At 70.0% G+C, this 17,807-nt stretch carries 9 protein-coding genes, 1 tRNA gene and 1 rRNA gene; 1 reads left to right on the top strand and 10 read right to left on the bottom strand.

Annotated features, from left to right (window positions below):
• Positions 1-63 precede the first annotated feature (63 nt).
• The 7 genes from ACH4UM_RS22740 to ACH4UM_RS22710 form a co-directional block, all read right to left on the bottom strand.
• Positions 64-609 (bottom strand): CinA family protein, encoded by a 546-nt coding sequence (locus ACH4UM_RS22740; protein ID WP_398182155.1) that lies wholly within the window; start codon positions 607-609, stop codon positions 64-66.
• On the bottom strand, positions 606-1,424 hold the full coding sequence (pgsA, locus tag ACH4UM_RS22735; RefSeq protein WP_398182152.1) for a CDP-diacylglycerol--glycerol-3-phosphate 3-phosphatidyltransferase: 819 nt from the start codon (positions 1,422-1,424) through the stop codon (positions 606-608). Before pgsA ends, ACH4UM_RS22740 begins: the two co-directional genes overlap by 4 nt.
• Positions 1,421-2,893 (bottom strand): 30S ribosomal protein S12 methylthiotransferase RimO, encoded by a 1,473-nt coding sequence (gene rimO, locus ACH4UM_RS22730; RefSeq protein WP_398182149.1) that lies wholly within the window; start codon positions 2,891-2,893, stop codon positions 1,421-1,423. Before rimO ends, pgsA begins: the two co-directional genes overlap by 4 nt.
• A 102-nt stretch (positions 2,894-2,995) precedes the next feature.
• Positions 2,996-3,829, bottom strand: coding sequence for a helix-turn-helix domain-containing protein (locus ACH4UM_RS22725; protein WP_398182146.1), 834 nt, complete (start codon positions 3,827-3,829; stop codon positions 2,996-2,998).
• A 280-nt stretch (positions 3,830-4,109) separates the two neighbouring features.
• Positions 4,110-6,881: a DNA translocase FtsK gene (locus tag ACH4UM_RS22720; RefSeq protein WP_398182144.1), complete on the bottom strand. Its 2,772-nt coding sequence runs from the start codon at positions 6,879-6,881 to the stop codon at positions 4,110-4,112.
• 173 nt (positions 6,882-7,054) lie between these two features.
• Positions 7,055-7,735, bottom strand: coding sequence for a two-component system response regulator (locus ACH4UM_RS22715; RefSeq protein ID WP_398182141.1), 681 nt, complete (start codon positions 7,733-7,735; stop codon positions 7,055-7,057).
• A gap of 313 nt (positions 7,736-8,048) precedes the next feature.
• The gene (locus ACH4UM_RS22710) at positions 8,049-13,583 is read right to left on the bottom strand and encodes a HAMP domain-containing protein (protein WP_398182139.1); all 5,535 of its coding nucleotides are present in this window, start codon (positions 13,581-13,583) and stop codon (positions 8,049-8,051) included.
• Positions 13,584-13,974: 391 nt separating this feature from the next.
• Between ACH4UM_RS22710 and ACH4UM_RS22705 the strand changes: the two genes are divergently transcribed.
• Positions 13,975-16,728, top strand: a complete 2,754-nt coding sequence (locus tag ACH4UM_RS22705) for a SpoIIE family protein phosphatase (protein WP_398182137.1) — start codon at positions 13,975-13,977, stop codon at positions 16,726-16,728.
• Positions 16,729-16,810: 82 nt separating this feature from the next.
• Here the strand turns inward: ACH4UM_RS22705 and ACH4UM_RS22700 are convergent.
• The 3 genes from ACH4UM_RS22700 to rrf all read right to left on the bottom strand — a co-directional run.
• Positions 16,811-16,886, bottom strand: a tRNA-Thr gene (locus ACH4UM_RS22700).
• A 41-nt stretch (positions 16,887-16,927) separates the two neighbouring features.
• Positions 16,928-17,608 (bottom strand): DegT/DnrJ/EryC1/StrS family aminotransferase, encoded by a 681-nt coding sequence (locus ACH4UM_RS22695; protein WP_398182898.1) that lies wholly within the window; start codon positions 17,606-17,608, stop codon positions 16,928-16,930.
• 114 nt (positions 17,609-17,722) lie between these two features.
• Positions 17,723-17,807, bottom strand: a 5S ribosomal RNA gene (gene rrf / locus ACH4UM_RS22690); the annotation flags it as partial.

The following is a 17,807-nucleotide window of genomic DNA, read 5'->3' as shown; positions in this document are numbered from 1 at the left end:
CCGTACCGCCTCGCGCCGCGGCCGTGCGGGGAGCGATGTCGTGTTCACTCAGGGCTGCAAACATCAAAACCCCCCGTTCCGTTCCGTATCCTGTGCCCGCTCATTCCCGGTCTGTTCGCCCGCGATCTGCTCCAGGAGCAGTGCGAGTACGCTCCGTACACTCTCCATACGAATTTCCGCCCGGCCGCCGTTCAACCGCAGTGCGGCCGTTTTCCCGCCGCGAGGGGTGCCCGGCCGTGTGCCAGGTGGCCCGTCCACGGCCACGAAGACCGTGCCGACGGGCTGTCCGTCCTGGGGGTCGGGGCCGGCCACTCCGGTGGTCGCGATGCCCCAGTCGGCTCCCAGGGCCTTGCGCACACCGGCCGCCATCTGGGCCGCGACCTGCGGATCCACCGCTCCCCGCTCGGCCAGCAGGGTGGCATCGACACCCAGCAGCTGGTGTTTGAGCTCGGTGGCGTAGGCGGTGACCGATCCCCGGAAGACCTTGGAGGCTCCCGGTACCGAGGTGATCTCCGCCGCGACCAGGCCACCGGTCAGCGACTCGGCCACGGCGACCGTCTCGCCCCTCACCGTGAGTAGTCCCACGACTTCGGCGGCCGGCGAACTCACGCTTCCGACTCCTCCAACGCCGCCCGGCGCTCGGCGATTCCCTGCCGGCGCAGCACGATGGCCTGTCTCACATAGTCGAGCCCGGTCACCACGGTCAGCACCACGGCGACGGCCATCACCCAGAACCGCAGGGTGGCCAGCCAGCCCGTCAGCGCCAGCACGTACATCCCGACGGCCACGCCCTGTGTGAGCGTCTTGAGCTTGCCGCCGCGGCTGGCGGGGATCACGCCGTAACGGATGACCAGGAAACGCAGGAGCGTGATCCCGAGTTCCCGGCCCAGGATCACCGCGGTCACCCACCAGGGCAGGTCACCGAGGCCGGAGAGACAGATCAGCGCCGCTCCCATGATCGCCTTGTCGGCGATGGGATCGGCGATCTTCCCGAAGTCGGTGACGAGGTTGTAGGTCCGCGCGAGGTGGCCGTCGAACAGGTCGGTGATCATGGCGACGGCGAAGGCCGCCCAGGCGAGCGAGCGCCACGCCGGGTCGTACCCCCCGCCGGCCAGCATCAGGGCCACGAAGCCGGGCACCAGGAGCAGCCGGAGCATCGTCAGCAGATTGGCGACGTTCCACACGCTGGCCTGGTTGACGGCGGCCGCCGCGATCTTCCCGCCGCGCGCGGGCTTGCCGCCGTCCTGCTCCTCGGGCACGCGGTCTGCCCCGCCGGAACCGGCACCGGAAGCAGAGGGACCGGACATGGCCGAGGTACCGGGTGCGCCGGCAGCGCCGGAAGCCCCGCCCGCGCCGGTACGGCCCGAGGCCGCCCCCTGAGCACCGGAGGAGCCGCCCGCCGCGGATGCCGGGACTCCGGTCATCTGCCTGCCTCCTCACGCCATGCGAGCGAGCCCGCCAGCGGTTCGGCCACCAGGTCGACACCTTCCGTACCGACCACCTTCGCCTCGACCATACGGCCGATGCTCAGGCCCTCGCCGCTCGTCAGCAGCACCTGGCCGTCCGTCTCCGGCGCCTGGTGGGCCGCACGGCCGAGGGCGCCCTCCTCGGCGTCCACGGACTCCACCAGCACGTGCACCGTCTCACCGACGCGCTCCTCGGCCCGCTGGGAGACGAGCTCCTCGGCCAGCCGGGAGACCTGGGCCAGTCGCTCGGCGACGACGTCCTCGTCCAGCTTGTTCTCGTACGTCGCCGCTTCCGTGCCCTCCTCGTCGGAGTAGCCGAAGACGCCGATGGCGTCCAGGCGTGCACCGTTCAGGAAGCGCTCCAGCTCGGCCAGGTCCGCCTCGGACTCGCCGGGGAAGCCGACGATGAAGTTGGACCGCACGCCGGCCTCGGGGGCCTTGGTGCGGATGGTGTCGAGCAGCTCCAGGAAGCGATCGGTGTCGCCGAAGCGGCGCATGGCGCGCAGCACGTCGGGCGCGGAGTGCTGGAAGGAGAGGTCGAAGTACGGGGTGACCTTGGGGGTGGAGGTCAGTACGTCGATCAGCCCGGGGCGCATCTCGGCCGGCTGCAGGTAGCTGACCCGGACGCGCTCGATGCCGTCGACCTCGGCGAGCTCGGGCAGCAGGGACTCCAGCAGGCGGATGTCGCCGAGGTCCTTGCCGTAGGAGGTGTTGTTCTCGGAGACCAGCATGACCTCCTTGACGCCCTGCTCGGCCAGCCAGCGCGTCTCGTTCAGCACGTCGCTGGGGCGGCGGGAGATGAAGGAGCCGCGGAAGGAGGGGATGGCGCAGAAGGAGCAGCGCCGGTCGCAGCCGGAGGCGAGCTTGACCGAGGCGACCGGGGCGCCGTCCAGGCGGCGGCGCAGGGGCGCGCGGGGACCGGAGGCCGGAGCGAGACCTTCCGGAAGGTCGGTGGGGCCGTGGCCCGGAATCGCGACCTCCGTGCCGGCCTCCTGCCGCTGGGCCGGGCTGATGGGCAGGAGCCTGCGGCGGTCGCGGGGGGTGTGCGAGGCGTGGATGCCGCCGCTCAGGATGGTCTGCAGGCGGTCGGAGATGTCCGCGTAGTCGTCGAAGCCGAGCACGCCGTCGGCCTCGGGGAGGGCCTCGGCGAGCTCCTTGCCGTACCGCTCGGCCATGCAGCCGACCGCGACCACGGCCTGTGTTCTGCCGTGGTCCTTGAGGTCGTTGGCCTCCAGGAGGGCGTCGACGGAGTCCTTCTTGGCGGCTTCCACGAAGCCACAGGTGTTGACCACGGCGACGTCCGCGTCCGCGGCGTCCTCCACGAGCTGCCAGCCGTCCGCCTCCAAACGGCCTGCGAGCTCCTCCGAGTCCACCTCGTTACGGGCGCAGCCGAGAGTGACGAGTGCGACGGTACGGCGTTCAGGCATGGGCTCAAGACTACTTCGTCTCTCCGACACCCCACGTCGACGGGGTTGGCCGATCTTGGCCAACCCCGTCTCCGCCTGCCTGCTCCCACCGCTGGGTACGGGCTATCCGACCTGCGGGTCGCCCTTGGTGTACGTGAGGCGTTCCACGGCGCCCGGCTGGAACTGGTCCTCGATCTTCTTGCCGTTGACGTAGAGCTGGATCGCCCCGGCGTCGCCGAGGATCAGGTTGATCTTGCTGCTGTCCTGGAAGGTCTTCGACTGGCCCTGCTTGAGCAGCCCGTCGAAGAGCATCCGGCCGTTGTGGTCCTTGGCCGAGATCCAGCTGCGTCCGCCCGTGGCGCTGACCTGGACGGTCACCTTGTCCTGCGGGGCGGCCGCGATGGCGCTGTCGGAGGGCGCCGGCTTCTGGTCGGCGGGCTTGCTGCTCTTCGGCGTCGGCGAGGCGGGCGCGCTGCTCGTGGGCGTCGAGCCTTCGGCGACCTGTGCCTTGCCGCCGTCGCCACCTCTGAAGGCGGTGAAGCCGACGAAGCCGACCACCACGACGATCGCGGCGACCATGGCCGCGGTCCAGTTGGGCCCGCGGCGCTCCGGGCGGATGCGTTCCGCCTCGAACAGCGGGGCAGCCGGGGTGGGGGCGGGTCGGCCGCCGTGCTCGGCGTCGTACTGCGCGATCAGCGGGGCCGGATCGAGCTGCACCGCCTTGGCCAGGGTCCGGATGTGCCCTCGGGCGTAGACGTCTCCGCCGCAGGGAGCGAAGTCGTCGGCCTCGATGGCGTGCACGATGGCGATGCGGACCCGGGTGGCGCTGCTGACCTCGTCGACGGTCAGCCCGGCGGCGATCCGCGCCTGCCGCAGGGCGTGGCCGATGGAGGGGCGGGCCTCCTGGGAAACGTCTTCGAAGGGACGCTCGTCTTCAGGGGAGTTGCCGATGGACACGGGGGCGCCTTTCGAGCGTGTAGCCGCCTGTGCTGGACGTTCAGTCTAGGGGGGTGCCGGAGGTTGGAGCGACCCGGCGGTAGGACTTTGTAGGCCATCGGAATGGCCGGACGATCCGATGGTGGGACAGGCGCGGAGCCCCCGGTGGGGCCCGTACCGGTCCTCTCGCTCAACTTGACGTACGTCCAAGGGAAAGGGTTGCCCACCGCTCGCTAACGGGTGGATCACGGTGCGCCCACCCGCCCGCAGTAAGCACATCCGCCGGACGGACCTCTTTCTGCTACCCCTCGGACTCGCCTCGAATCACGGCCAGCACACCGTCCAGCTCGTCGGGCTTCACCAGCACGTCGCGCGCCTTGGACCCCTCGCTCGGGCCGACGATGTTCCGCGACTCCATGAGGTCCATCAGCCGTCCGGCCTTGGCGAAGCCGACGCGCAGCTTGCGCTGGAGCATGGACGTCGACCCGAACTGCGTGGAGACGACCAGCTCGGCCGCCTGGCACAGCAGGTCGAGGTCGTCGCCGATGTCCTCGTCGATCTCCTTCTTCTGCTTGGTGCCCACCGTGACGTCGTCCCGGAAGACCGGCGCCATCTGGTCCTTGCAGTGCTGGACGACCGCCGCGACCTCCTCCTCGGTCACGAACGCGCCCTGCAGACGGGTCGGCTTGCTCGCGCCCATCGGCAGGAAGAGCCCGTCGCCCTTGCCGATCAGCTTCTCGGCGCCGGGCTGGTCGAGGATGACGCGCGAGTCGGCGAGCGAGGAGGTGGCGAAGGCGAGCCGGGAGGGCACGTTGGCCTTGATCAGACCGGTGACGACGTCGACCGAGGGCCGCTGTGTGGCGAGCACCAGGTGGATGCCGGCCGCGCGGGCGAGCTGCGTGATGCGCACGATCGCATCCTCGACGTCGCGCGGCGCGACCATCATCAGGTCGGCGAGCTCGTCGACGATGACCAGCAGATAGGGGTACGGCTGCAGTTCCCGCTCGCTGCCCTCCGGCGACTTCACCTTGCCGCTGCGGACGGCCTCGTTGAAGTCGTCGATGTGCCGGAATCCGTACGCGGCCAGGTCGTCGTAGCGCAGGTCCATCTCGCGGACCACCCACTGGAGCGCCTCGGCGGCCCGCTTGGGGTTGGTGATGATCGGTGTGATCAGGTGCGGGATGCCCTCGTACGCGGTCAGCTCCACGCGCTTGGGGTCGACCAGGACCATGCGGACGTCCTCCGGGGTCGCCCGCACCATGACCGAGGTGATCAGGCAGTTGATGCAGGACGACTTGCCGGAGCCGGTGGCGCCGGCGACCAGGACGTGCGGCATCTTCGCGATGTTGGCCATCACATAGCCGCCCTCGACGTCCTTGCCGAGCGCGACCAGCATCGGGTGGTCGTCCTCGGCGGCGTCCGCCAGGCGCAGCACGTCCCCGAGATTGACCATCTCCCGGTCGGTGTTGGGAATCTCGATGCCGACCGCGGACTTGCCGGGGATCGGGCTGATGATCCGCACGTCCGGGCTGGCGACGGCGTACGCGATGTTCTTGGTGAGCGCGGTGATCCGCTCGACCTTCACCGCGGGGCCGAGTTCGACCTCGTAGCGCGTGACCGTCGGGCCGCGCGTGAAGCCGGTGACTCGGGCGTCGACCTTGAACTCGGTGAAGACGTTGGTGAGCGAGTCGACGATGGCGTCGTTGGCGGCGCTGCGCGCCTTGCCGGGGCCGCCTCGCTCGAGCAGGTCCAGCGAGGGCAGCGAGTAGGTGATGTCGCCGGACAGCTGGAGCTGCTCGGCGCGCGGCGGCAGGTCGCGGGTCTGGGGCGGCGGTGTCTTCGTGAGGTCGGGGACGCCGGCGGTCGGGTTCTCCCGCTCCGCGGGGCGCGCGGCCGGTGCGCCCGGCCTGGGGCGCCCGGCCGGGCCGTCCTGGCCCGGCCGGGCGGCCGGCACCGGGGTCGGGGTCGCCGTCTCCGCCCGGTCGCTCACGCTCACGCCCTGGGTGAGGTCGGCGACGATCGGCGACGGCGGCATGCCGTGCAGGACCGCTCCGTCGAGCGCCGCGGCGGCTGCGGCGGCGACGTCCACGGCGTCCATCGGCCGCTCCATGTCGGGCTGCGGCACGGCCGAGCGACGGGGGCGGCCGCGGCGCCTGGACAGGGCCTCCTGCTCCGCGCCGTCGGGATCGTAGGACTGCGGGGCGCCTTGGCGCTTGCGGGGGCGCGCGGGCAGCGCCTCACGCCACTGTTCGTCGTAGCGCGCGTCGTCCTCGCCGTACTCGGTGGGCTCGTCGTCCTGTGGGTCGGGCAGGATGCCGAGCTTCGCACCGAGCAGCCGCAGCCGCTGCGGGACCGCGTTGACCGGGGTGGCGGTGACGACCAGCAGGCCGAAGACCGTGAGCAGCACGAGCAGTGGTACGGCGAGAACCTCGCCCATGGCGTACGTCAGCGGGGTCGCGGCGCCCCAGCCGATGAGGCCGCCGGCGTCCCTTATGGCCTGCATGCCGTCGCTGCGGGCGGGCGCGCCGCAGGCGATGTGCACCTGTCCGAGCACTCCGATGACGAGCGCGGACAGGCCGATGACGATACGGCCGTTGGCCTCGGGCTTCTCGGGATGCCGAATGAGGCGGACGGCGATGACCGCGAGCAGGATCGGCACCAGCAGGTCCAGCCGGCCGAAGGCTCCGGTCACCAGGATCTCGACCAGGTCGCCGACGGGCCCGCGCAGATCGGCCCAGGTGCCGGCGGCGACGATGAGCGCGACGGCGAGCAGCAGCAGGGCGACGCCGTCCTTGCGGTGTGCGGGGTCGAGATTCCTGGCGCCCCGCCCTATGCCGCGGAAGACGGCGCCGACGGCGTGCGCGAGTCCGAGCCACAGGGCGCGCACGAGCCGGTACACGCCCCCGGTGGGGCTCGGCGCCGGTTTGGGCACGGGCTTGCTCGCCGCGGCCTTCTTGGCGGGCGCCTTCCTGGCAGGAGCCCTCTTCGCAGCGGCCTTCTTCGCCGGAGCCCTTGCGGGAGCGGCCGCCTTCTTCGGGGGCTGCTTCTTGGCTGCGGAGGGACGTGAGGCCATAGGTGTGAGATTACCGGTGGAGACGACTGCGGACACGTGTGCCGAGGGCTTCACCCGTTCGTGTCGTGCCTACTGGAACGGCAGACTGACGCGCCTTCACGGCCGGTTCCAGGGACGACCGGTCACACGGTGTGCCCTCGTCCCGACGCCGGCGTGCCGCCAACGCCCTTGGTTCAGCCCTGCGATGGGACCGAAGAAGCACTCCCCGCACCGGGCTCCAGCGCGTCCAGTGCCCGCCGCAGGCCCGTCAGCTTCCGCTCCAGGTGCGCCGCGGTGGCCACCGCCGCCGCGTCCGCCGACTCGTCGTCCAGCTGCTTGGACAGGGCCTCCGCCTGCTCCTCGACCGCCGCCAGGCGCGCGGACAGCTCGGCCAGCAGGCCGGCCGACTCCTTGGCCTCGCCGACACCGCTCCTGGGGCCGCCCTCCAGCTGCAGCCGGAGCAGGGCCGCCTGCTCCTTCAGCTGGCAGTTCTTCATGTACAGATCGACGAAGACCGAGACCTTCGCGCGCAGCACCCACGGGTCGAACGGCTTGGAGATGTAGTCCACCGCGCCCGCCGCGTAGCCGCGGAAGGTGTGGTGCGGGCCGTGGTTGATCGCGGTGAGGAAGATGATCGGGATGTCCCGGGTCCTCTCCCGCCGCTTGATGTGCGCGGCCGTTTCGAATCCGTCCATGCCCGGCATCTGGACGTCCAGCAGAATCACCGCGAAGTCGTCCGTGAGCAGCGCTTTGAGCGCTTCCTCCCCGGACGATGCCCGCACCAGCGTCTGATCGAGCGCGGAGAGGATGGCCTCCAGCGCCAGCAGATTCTCCGGCCGGTCATCGACCAGGAGGATCTTGGCCTTCTGCACCATGGCCCGCCCTCCTCGCCCCGGCTTGGGGCCGCCCCTGTCCGCAGGAATCGGGGAGGCACCGACGGGTGCCGCCCCAGGGGACGACTCCCTTGCGCCGCCCGTCCTTGTGCCGGTCATCGTAGCCGCACCCCGCCTGTCGCCACACCCTGTCACCGCGATGTCACTGTGCACATAGCAGAAACGTAGCGGGAGACCAGAAGGTTCCCCGAATCCCGTACTTCTACACGGCTTCGGACACCCTGAGTCAACCACTTCCCTGCTCCGTTCCGGCCACCCTCGGTCGGCGACCCGCACGGCACGCCACCGGCTCCCGTCACTCCGCGCGCATCCACTGCTCCATCACGGCCAGCAGGTGATCGGGGTCGACCGGCTTGGTCACGTAGTCGGAGGCGCCCGACTCGATCGCCTTCTCCCGGTCGCCCTTCATCGCCTTCGCGGTCAGCGCGATGATCGGCAGGCCCGCGAACTGCGGCATCCTGCGGATCGCCGTGGTCGTCGCGTACCCGTCCATCTCGGGCATCATGATGTCCATCAGAACGACCGTCACGTCGTCGTGCTGCTCCAGGACCTCGATGCCCTCACGGCCGTTCTCCGCGTACAGCACCGACAGGCCGTGCTGTTCCAGGACGCTGGTCAGTGCGAAGACGTTGCGGATGTCGTCGTCGACGATGAGCACCTTCTCGCCGCCGAACCTGACGTCCCGGTGCATCTGCGACACCGCGTCAGCCTCGCCCGCCGATCCCGCCGATCCCGCCGAACCGGCCGAACCGGCCGGCCACTGCTCATGCGGCTGCTGTCCCTGCGGTACGGGCCACTGCTCGGCGGCCGGCAGCGCCCTGCGGCGGCGCCGGAAGAGCGCGGCGGCGCCGTTCTGCGTCTCGTGGTAGGACTTCACCTCGGCCGGCGTCTCGATCTGGGCGCCGGACAGCTCGGAGAGGTCGGCCGTATGCGGCTCGGCGGCCACCAGCTCGTCTGCGTCCAGGGCGGACCCGGGCTGCTGGTAGCCGTGCGGCGGCAGTTCGCCCGGGTGCAGGGGCAGGTACAGCGTGAACGTGGAGCCGCGGCCCGGTTCGCTCTGCGCGTGGATCTCGCCGCCGAGCAGCTGTGCGATCTCCCGCGAGATGGACAACCCCAGGCCCGTACCGCCGTACTTGCGGCTGGTGGTGCCGTCCGCCTGCTTGAACGCCTCGAAGATCACCCGCATCTTGCTCGCCGCGATGCCGATGCCGGTGTCGGTGACGGAGAACGCGATCATCGCGGCGTCCGGATCGGTCAGCGAACCGGTCTCCAGCAACTGCTCCCGGATCGTCTGCGGAACGTCGTCCCGCGCGGGACGGATGACCAGCTCCACCGACCCGGAGTCGGTGAACTTCACCGCGTTGGACAGCAGGTTGCGCAGCACCTGCAGCAGCCGCTGCTCGTCGGTGTGGAGGGTGGCGGGCAGTTCGGGCGACACGCGCACCGACAGGTCCAGGCCCTTCTCGGCGGTCAGCGGCCGGAAGGTGGCCTCCACGTAGTCGATGAGCTGGACGAGCGCGATGCGCGTCGGGGAGACGTCCATCTTGCCCGCCTCGACCTTCGACAGGTCCAGGATGTCGTTGATCAGCTGGAGCAGGTCGGAGCCGGCGCCGTGGATCGTCTCGGCGAACTCCACCTGCTTCGGGGAGAGGTTCCCCTCGGCGTTGTCGGCGAGCAACTTGGCCAGAATCAGCAGGGAGTTGAGCGGCGTACGCAGCTCGTGCGACATGTTGGCCAGGAACTCGCTGCGGTAGCGCATGGAGACCGCCAGCTGTTCGGCCCGCTCCTCCAGGACCTGCCGCGCCTCCTCGATCTCGGAGTTCTTCGCCTCGATGTCCCGGTTCTGCTGGGCCAGCAGTTCGGCCTTCTCCTCCAGTTCGGCGTTGGAGGCCTGCAGGGCCTTCTGCCGCTGCTCCAACTCCTCCGACCTGAGCCGCAGTTGCTCGGTCAGCTCCTGCGACTGCTTCAGCAACTGCTCGGTCTTGGTATTGACGGAGATGGTGTTGACGCTGGTGGCGATCATCTCCGCGATCTGGTTGAGGAAGTCCTTCTGGATCTGCGTGAACGGCGTGAAGGACGCCAGCTCGATGACGCCGAGCACCTTCCCCTCGAACAGCACCGGCAGCACGATCACCTGTGCGGGCGGCGCCTCGCCGAGCCCGGAGGAGATCTTCAGATAGCCGCTGGGCGCGTTCTCCACCAGGATGGTGCGCTTCTCCTCGGCGGCCGTCCCGATGAGCGCCTCACCCGGCCGGAACGAGGTCGGCATGGAGCCCATCGAGTAGCCGTAGGAGCCCAGCATCCGCAGCTCGTAGGCGTTCTCCGGGTCGCCGCCGAGGTCCTTGTCGTCGACCAGCGGCATGGCGACGAAGAACGCGCCGTGCTGCGCGGAGACCACCGGCGTCAGCTCGCTCATGATCAGCGAGGCCACGTCCTCCAGGTCACGTCGGCCCTGCATCAGCGCGGAGATGCGGGCGAGGTTGCCCTTGAGCCAGTCCTGCTCCTTGTTGGCGATCGTGGTGTCGCGCAGGTTGGCGATCATCTTGTTGATGTAGTCCTGCAGTTCCTGGATCTCGCCGGAGGCGTCGACGTCGATCTTCAGGTTCAGGTCGCCGCGGGTCACCGCGGTCGCCACGCGTGCGATGGCACGCACCTGCCGGGTCAGGTTCCCGGCCATCTCGTTCACGGACTCGGTCAGGTCCCGCCAGGTGCCGTCCACGTCGCGCACGCGTGCCTGACCGCCGAGCTGGCCCTCGGTGCCCACCTCGCGGGCGACCCGGGTGACCTCCTCGGCGAAGCTCGACAGCTGGTCCACCATCGTGTTGATGGTGGTCTTCAGCTCGAGGATCTCGCCGCGCGCGTCGATGTCGATCTTCTTGGTCAGGTCGCCCTTGGCGATGGCGGTGGTGACCATGGCGATGTTGCGGACCTGACCGGTCAGGTTGGACGCCATCTGGTTCACCGACTCGGTGAGGTCCTTCCAGGTGCCGGCCACACCCGGGACGTACGCCTGTCCGCCGAGGATGCCGTCCGTGCCCACCTCGCGGGCCACCTTGGTGACCTGGTCGGCGAACGAACTCAGCGTCTTCACCATGGTGTTGAAGGTGTCGGCGAGCTGCGCGACCTCGCCGCGCGCCTCGATCGTCACCGTGCGGGTCAGATCGCCGTTGGCGACCGCGGCCGCCACCTGGGAGATGTTGCGCACCTGCATGGTCAGGTTGTTGGCCATCAGGTTGACGTTGTCGCTGAGGTCCTTCCAGATGCCCACGACTCCGGGCACGTGCGCCTGGCCGCCGAGGATGCCCTCCGTGCCCACCTCTCGGGCGACCCTGGTCACCTGCTCGGCGAACGAGGACAGCTGGTCCACCATCGTGTTGACGGTGGTGACGAGTTCGAGGATCTCGCCCCTGGCGTCGACGGTGATCTTCTTGGACAGGTCGCCCTTGGCGACGGCGGTCGTGACCTCGGCGATGTTGCGGACCTGGATGGTCAGGTTGTTCGCCATGAAGTTCACCGACTGCGTGAGGTCCTTCCAGGTGCCCGAAACGCCCTGGACCTCGGCCTGGCCGCCGAGGATGCCCTCCGTACCCACCTCGCGGGCCACGCGGGTGACCTCCTGGGCGAACGACGACAGCTGGTCCACCATCGTGTTCAGCGTGTTCTTCAGCTCCAGGATCTCCCCGCGCGCGTCCACGGTGATCTTCTGGGAGAGGTCACCGCGGGCCACGGCGGTGGCGACCTGCGCGATGTTGCGCACCTGCGCGGTGAGGTTGCCGGCCATGCCGTTCACGGAGTCCGTCAGGTCCCGCCAGACACCCGCGACGCCCGGCACCTGCGCCTGGCCGCCCAGGCGGCCCTCCGTGCCCACCTCACGGGCGACCCGGGTGACCTGGTCGGCGAAGGCGGAGAGCTGGTCGACCATCGTGTTGATGGTGTTCTTCAGCTCGAGGATCTCCCCGCGCGCGTCGACGTCGATCTTCTGGGAGAGGTCGCCGCGGGCCACCGCCGTCGTCACCTGGGCGATCTGCCGCACCTGGGAGGTGAGGTTGCCCGCCATGAAGTTGACGGAGTCGGTGAGTTCCTTCCAGGTTCCCGACACGCCATCCACCCGGGCCTGACCGCCGAGACGGCCCTCCGTGCCCACGTCCCGGGCCATCCTGGTCACCTGGTCGGCGAAGGACGACAGCTGGTCCACCATCGTGTTCACGGTGTTCTTCAGCTTGAGCATCTCGCCGGAGACGTCCACGGTGACCTTCTGCGACAGATCGCCGTTGGCCACCGCCGTCGTCACCTGGGCGATGTTCCTCACCTGTCCGGTGAGGTTGCGGAACGCGGTGTTGACGGAGTCCGTCAGGTCCTTCCAGGTGCCCGCCGCGCCCGGCACCTGCGCCTGGCCGCCCAGCTCGCCCTCGACACCGATCTCCCGCGCCACACGCGTCACCTCGGCACCGAAGGAGGACAGCTGGTCCACCATGCCGTTGACCGTGTTCTTCAGCTCCAGCATCTCGCCGGCCACGTCGACGGTGACCTTCTGCGACAGGTCACCGCTGGCCACCGCCGTCGTCACCGCGGCGATGTCCCTCACCTGTGTGGTGAGATTCCGGAACACCGTGTTGACGGAGTCGGTGAGGTCCTTCCAGGTACCGGCGACGCCCGGCACGTTCGCCTGCCCGCCCAGGCGGCCCTCGGCACCGACCTCGTTGGCCACGCGGGTGACCTCGTCCGCGAAGATCCGCAGTGTCTCGGTCATCTGGTTGATCGTCTCGGCCAGCTGCGCGACCTCGCCGCGCGCCGGGACGGTCACCTTCTGCGACAGGTCACCGTTGGCCACCGCCGTCGTCACCTGCGCGATGCCGCGCACCTGTGCCGTCAGGTTGCCGGCCATCAGGTTCACCGAATCGGTGAGTTCCTTCCACGTGCCGTCGACCCCGGGCACATGCGCCTGGCCGCCCAGGATGCCGTCCGTGCCCACCTCGCGGGCGACCCGAGTCACCTCGGAGGAGAAGGCGGAGAGCTGGTCGACCATCGTGTTGACGGTGTTCTTCAGCTCCAGCATCTCGCCGGCGACGTGGACGGTCACCTTCCGCGACAGATCGCCCTTCGCCACCGCCGTGGTCACCAGCGCGATGTCCCGCACCTGCGCCGTCAGCCGGGACGCCATCGTGTTGACGGAGTCCGTGAGGTCCTTCCACGAGCCGGACAGGCCGCGCACCCGCGCCTGCCCGCCCAGCTTGCCCTCGGTGCCCACCTCACTGGCCACGCGCGTGACCTCGTCGGTGAACGTCGACAGCTGGTCGACCAGGTTGTTGACCGTCCGCCCGACCTTCAGGAACTCACCCCGCAGCGGCTGCCCGGCCCCCTCCGGCACCTGCGTCCGCAGCTCCATGCGCGGCGACAGATCGCCCTCGGCGACCGCGGACAGTACCCGGCCGACTTCGGAGACGGGCCGTACGAGGTCGTCGACCAGCGCGTTGGAGTTGTCGATCGCGGTCGCCCAGGAGCCCTCGCAGGCGCCCGTCTCCAGCCGCTCGGTGAGTTTTCCCTCACGGCCCACCATGCGTCGCACGCGCGACAACTCGCCCGTCAAATGCAGATTGCGGTCCGCCACCTCATTGAAGACGGCGGCGATCTCCGACATCACGCCGTCCCCGGCCACCGTGAGCCGCTTTCGGAAATTGCCGTCGCGCATCGACACCAGAGCGGCCAGCAGTCGGTTCAGGGCGGCCGCGTCCACCGCGGTGCTGCCGCTGCGCGGTTTGCGCTGGTTGTTCAGGGACTGTCCGCCTTTCGCGCGCGTCTTCGTGCCCCGCGTCGCTGCGCCAGACTCCACTGTGTCCCTCCCGCAGGGATCGACCGTCGTACTGCTGTGCTCCGGTACTACTGCTCGTACTACTGATCGGCGTACCAGTTACTGCTGCGTATTCCTGTCCGATGTAATCAGGCCGGACCCAGGGTTGCTGCCCTGCGTACAGAGAACACACTCGGCCTGCCCGGACCTTCACCGGAAGCTTGCCCAGTGTTTCACCCCCGCCGAACCAGGCCATAACAGTTCGGCAGCTTTGCACACCGTCCGCACACCCTCCCGGCGGAAACACTGCTGACCGGCATCCGCACGGGCGGCGAAGGTAAGTAACCTTGCATGCGGCTGTCCAGCCACGCCGGTCCGTCCGGCCTGGGCGGTGGCACGGGAACGAGCGGGCATCGGAGGGCGGCCGCACAACATGACCACCGGAGTGATCCCGGGGGGACAGACCCCGGAGCCACGGCCGAAGGGCCCGCAGCTGCCGGAGCAGCGGCGCGAGCCGTTCGGCCACCAAGGCCTGCACGTCGACAACCGGACGAGGAGTTCTGTGATCACCGCGCGCGCGGCCGCCAGTTTCGAGCCCCTCGGGCGATCGGTCGCGACCGCCCGGTCCTTCGTCCGCGACACCCTCCAGGGGTGGGGCTTCGGCGACATCGTCGACGACGCCGTTGTACTCACGAGCGAACTGGTCACCAACGCCGTCGTGCACGCCGGCACGGCCGCCGACGTGCTGTGCCTGCGCAGTGACGGAGGGGTACGGATCGAGGTCTCCGACCGCTACCCCGAGCGCGAGGTCCCGGTCCAGAGCGTGGCCGTCAACATGGGCAGCCCCGACCGCGAGGGCGGCCGCGGCCTCCAGCTGTGCGCGGCCCTGGCCGGCCGCTGGGGCGTGGAGTACACACCCACCCACAAGACCGTCTGGTTCCAGCTGGACCTGCCCGAGCGCCCGGTCGGCACCCGCACGGCCGGTCCGTCGCTGCCCGCGGACCTCCTCCCGCTCGCCGACGGCAGGGTCCGTGTCGCCGTCGTCCAGATCGACCGCGGCGGCGCCATCACGGCGTGGAACGAGGACGCCGAGGACCTGTTCGGCTACGCCGCCGAGCAGGTCACCGGAAAGCCGCTGACCGACCTCGCGGCCTGGCCGCACACTCCCGGCACCGGCACCGGAATCGCCGAGGCGCTGCAACTCTCGCGCTGGGAAGGCAGTTACGGCGTCCGCGGCGCCCACGGCCGCGTACTGCCCGTCTACGCCTCCCACCTCCGCGTCCGCGACACCGACGGCGAGCCGTCAACCGTGTGCCTCCTCGTACGGGACCACGAACGGGCCGTTCTGCAGACACCGTTGCGCGTCACGGCGGCCACCGACGCGGCCTCCTCCTCCGACGGCCCGAGCGCCGACCCCTTCGAGGTGTTCATCGGCTCCCCCGCCCCCGACGACCTCGACGGCCTCCTGCAGCGCACGGTGGAACGCGCCCGCGACATGCTCGACGGCGACTCCGCCTTCCTGCTGCTGGCCACCGACGACGAAACCGAACTGGAGGTCCGTGCCTCCACCGGCCTGCCCTCCGCCCGCCAGCGCTTCGCCCGCGTTCCCGTCGACGCCGGCCCCGGCCGCTACGGTTCCGCCCGCATGCCCGCCGTCCACGACGACCTCACCGCCGTCCCCGGCGCCGTACCCCTCCTGCACAGCACGGGCATGCGCTCGGTCGTGACCGTCCCGCTGAAGGTCGAGGGCCGCCTCACCGGCTCCCTCGGCGTCGCAGCGGAGGCACCGGGCAGATACTCCAACGAGGAGGCGCTGCGCCTGCAGTTCGCCGCCGACCGCATCGCGCTCGCCGTCGAGTCGGCCCGCCTGGGTGAGCTGGAGCGGCTGCGCCGCGGCTCCCTCAGCTTCCTCGTCGAGGCCTCCGACCTGCTGGCCGGCACCCTCGACCGCGACCAGACCCTCGCCCTGATGGCGCAGATGACGGTCCCGACCCTGGCCACCTGGTGCGCGGTCTACACGATCGCCGACCAGGCCTCCGAGCCGTATCTGTCCTACGTCCTGCACGAGGACGAGGAACTGATCGACGGCATCAAGTCGCTGCTGTCGAAGATCTCCCCGCCGGACCCGGTACCGACCCCCGGTGCCCGTGTCTGGTCCGCCCCCGGCGAGGCCGCCCACCAGGCGGCTCTGCGCACCTCCATGCGCAGCCTCAGCCTGGGCGACTCGCACCACCGGATCGGTACGACCATCGGCCCGACCCTCGCCACGGCCGCCGCGGTCGGCGGCGAGACCGTCGTCCTGCCGCTGGTCGCCCGCAACCGCGTCATCGGCATGCTGACCCTCGGCAAGCCCACCGACGAGCACTTCCGCCAGGAGATCCTGGAACTGGCCGAGGACTTGAGCCGCCGCGCCGCCCTCGCCCTGGACAACGCCCGCCTCTACTCGGAGCGCACCGCCATCAGCCAGTCCCTCCAGCGCAGCCTGCTGCCCCCGGGGCTCCCCCACATCGAGGGCGTCGAGGTGGAGGTCATCTACCGCGCGGCCGGCGAGGGCAACGAGGTCGGCGGCGACTTCTACGACCTCTTCCCCATCCGCGACGGCGCCTACGGCTTCGCCATCGGCGACGTCTGCGGTACGGGCCCGGAGGCCGCGGCCGTCACGGGACTGGCCCGGCACGCGCTCCGGCTGCTGGCCCGGGAGGGCTTCGGCGGCCCGGCCGTCCTGGAACGCCTGAACTCCGCGATCCTCGACGAGGGCGCCCGCAGCCGATTCCTCACTCTCCTGTACGGCGAGCTGTGGCCGCAGGAGGACGGCAGCGCCCAGTTGAAGGTGGTCTGCGCCGGCCATCCGCTGCCGCTGCGCCTGCGCCAGGACGGCTCCGTCGAACCGGCCGCCGAGCCGCAGCCGCTCCTCGGCGTCATGGAGGATCTGGAGTTGTACGAGCAGACGGTCACACTGGACCCGGGCGACGTCCTGCTGTGCGTCACGGACGGCGTCACCGAGCGCCGTGAGGGCACGCGCATGCTGGGCGACGACGGCCTCGCGGACGTCCTCACCACCTGCACGGGCCTGACGGCCGGTGCCGTGGCGGCCCGCATCATGCGGGCGGTGGAGCGCTTTGCGTCCGACGCGCCCTCGGACGACATGGCGATCCTGGCGATGCGCGTGCCCGGCCTCCACCCGTAAGGCACCCAAGGCCGGCCGGGAACCGCAAGGCCGGGCATGGCATGCAAGAGGCCCCCGCCCTGTGGGCGGAGGCCTTTTCTGCTGGAGCCCCCAAACGGAATCGAACCGTTGACCTTCTCCTTACCATGGAGACGCTCTGCCGACTGAGCTATAGGGGCCGGTCACCTTTTCGAGGTTTCCCTCTCGGCAACGGGATAGATCATACCCCGAACACGGCCGTGCCCCCAACCGCGATCGGCCCGCCGAGCGCGTTGCACGCCGAAACGATCCGCTGCATTTCGCGCCGCGTCAGCGAAGCGTCCACCGGCAGTGCGAGCGTCTCCTCGGCCGCCCGCTCCGTCTCGGGCAGGGACACGCACCGACGGAACTCGGGCAGCCGGTGAGCGGGCGTCTTCACCGGCACCCGGCAATCAACTCCCCTGGTCCGTATGGCCCGTGCGAAGGCGTCCCGGTCCGGCCGGCCGTTCCCCGGCACCCGCACCACGTACTGCTGATAGGTGTGCCCGTCGCCCCCGTCGGGCGTGCGCACTCCCCTCAACTTCGCGTCCAGATAGGCGGCCCGCTCCCTGCGCTGCGCCGTCTCGTCGTACGGCGCCTCGGACTCGCCCTGTTCCAGGATCAGCAGTCCGTGCCGCTGCCCGACCCCGTGCAGCCGCCCGACGTCGGCCGAGCGACCGAATCGGTGTACGGCAACCACGGCCGCCGTCCGCGGAGTTACGGCCGCTTCGACGGCTGCCGCGTCCAGGCAGTACGTCACTGGATCTATGTCGGCGAACACCGGCAAGCCGCCGACCTTGGTCACCGCCTCGGCGACCTCCACGTTGCCGAACGCCGGCACGACGACCTCGTCACCGACACCGACACCGGCGGCTCTCAGCATGGCAGCAGTACCCATGGTGCGGATGCTGGTTGCGCAACGTGAACTTCAAGTGACGGCAAACAAAAAAGGGTTGGACCCGGAACCGAAGTTCGGGGTCCAACCCTTTCAAGATTTGTTCGGCGGTGTCCTACTCTCCCACAGGGTCCCCCCTGCAGTACCATCGGCGCTGTAAGGCTTAGCTTCCGGGTTCGGAATGTAA

The organism is Streptomyces sp. NPDC020801 (genome assembly GCF_044334385.1).
Lineage (GTDB): Bacteria > Actinomycetota > Actinomycetes > Streptomycetales > Streptomycetaceae > Streptomyces.
This window is presented reverse-complemented; position numbering and strand designations above follow the sequence as displayed.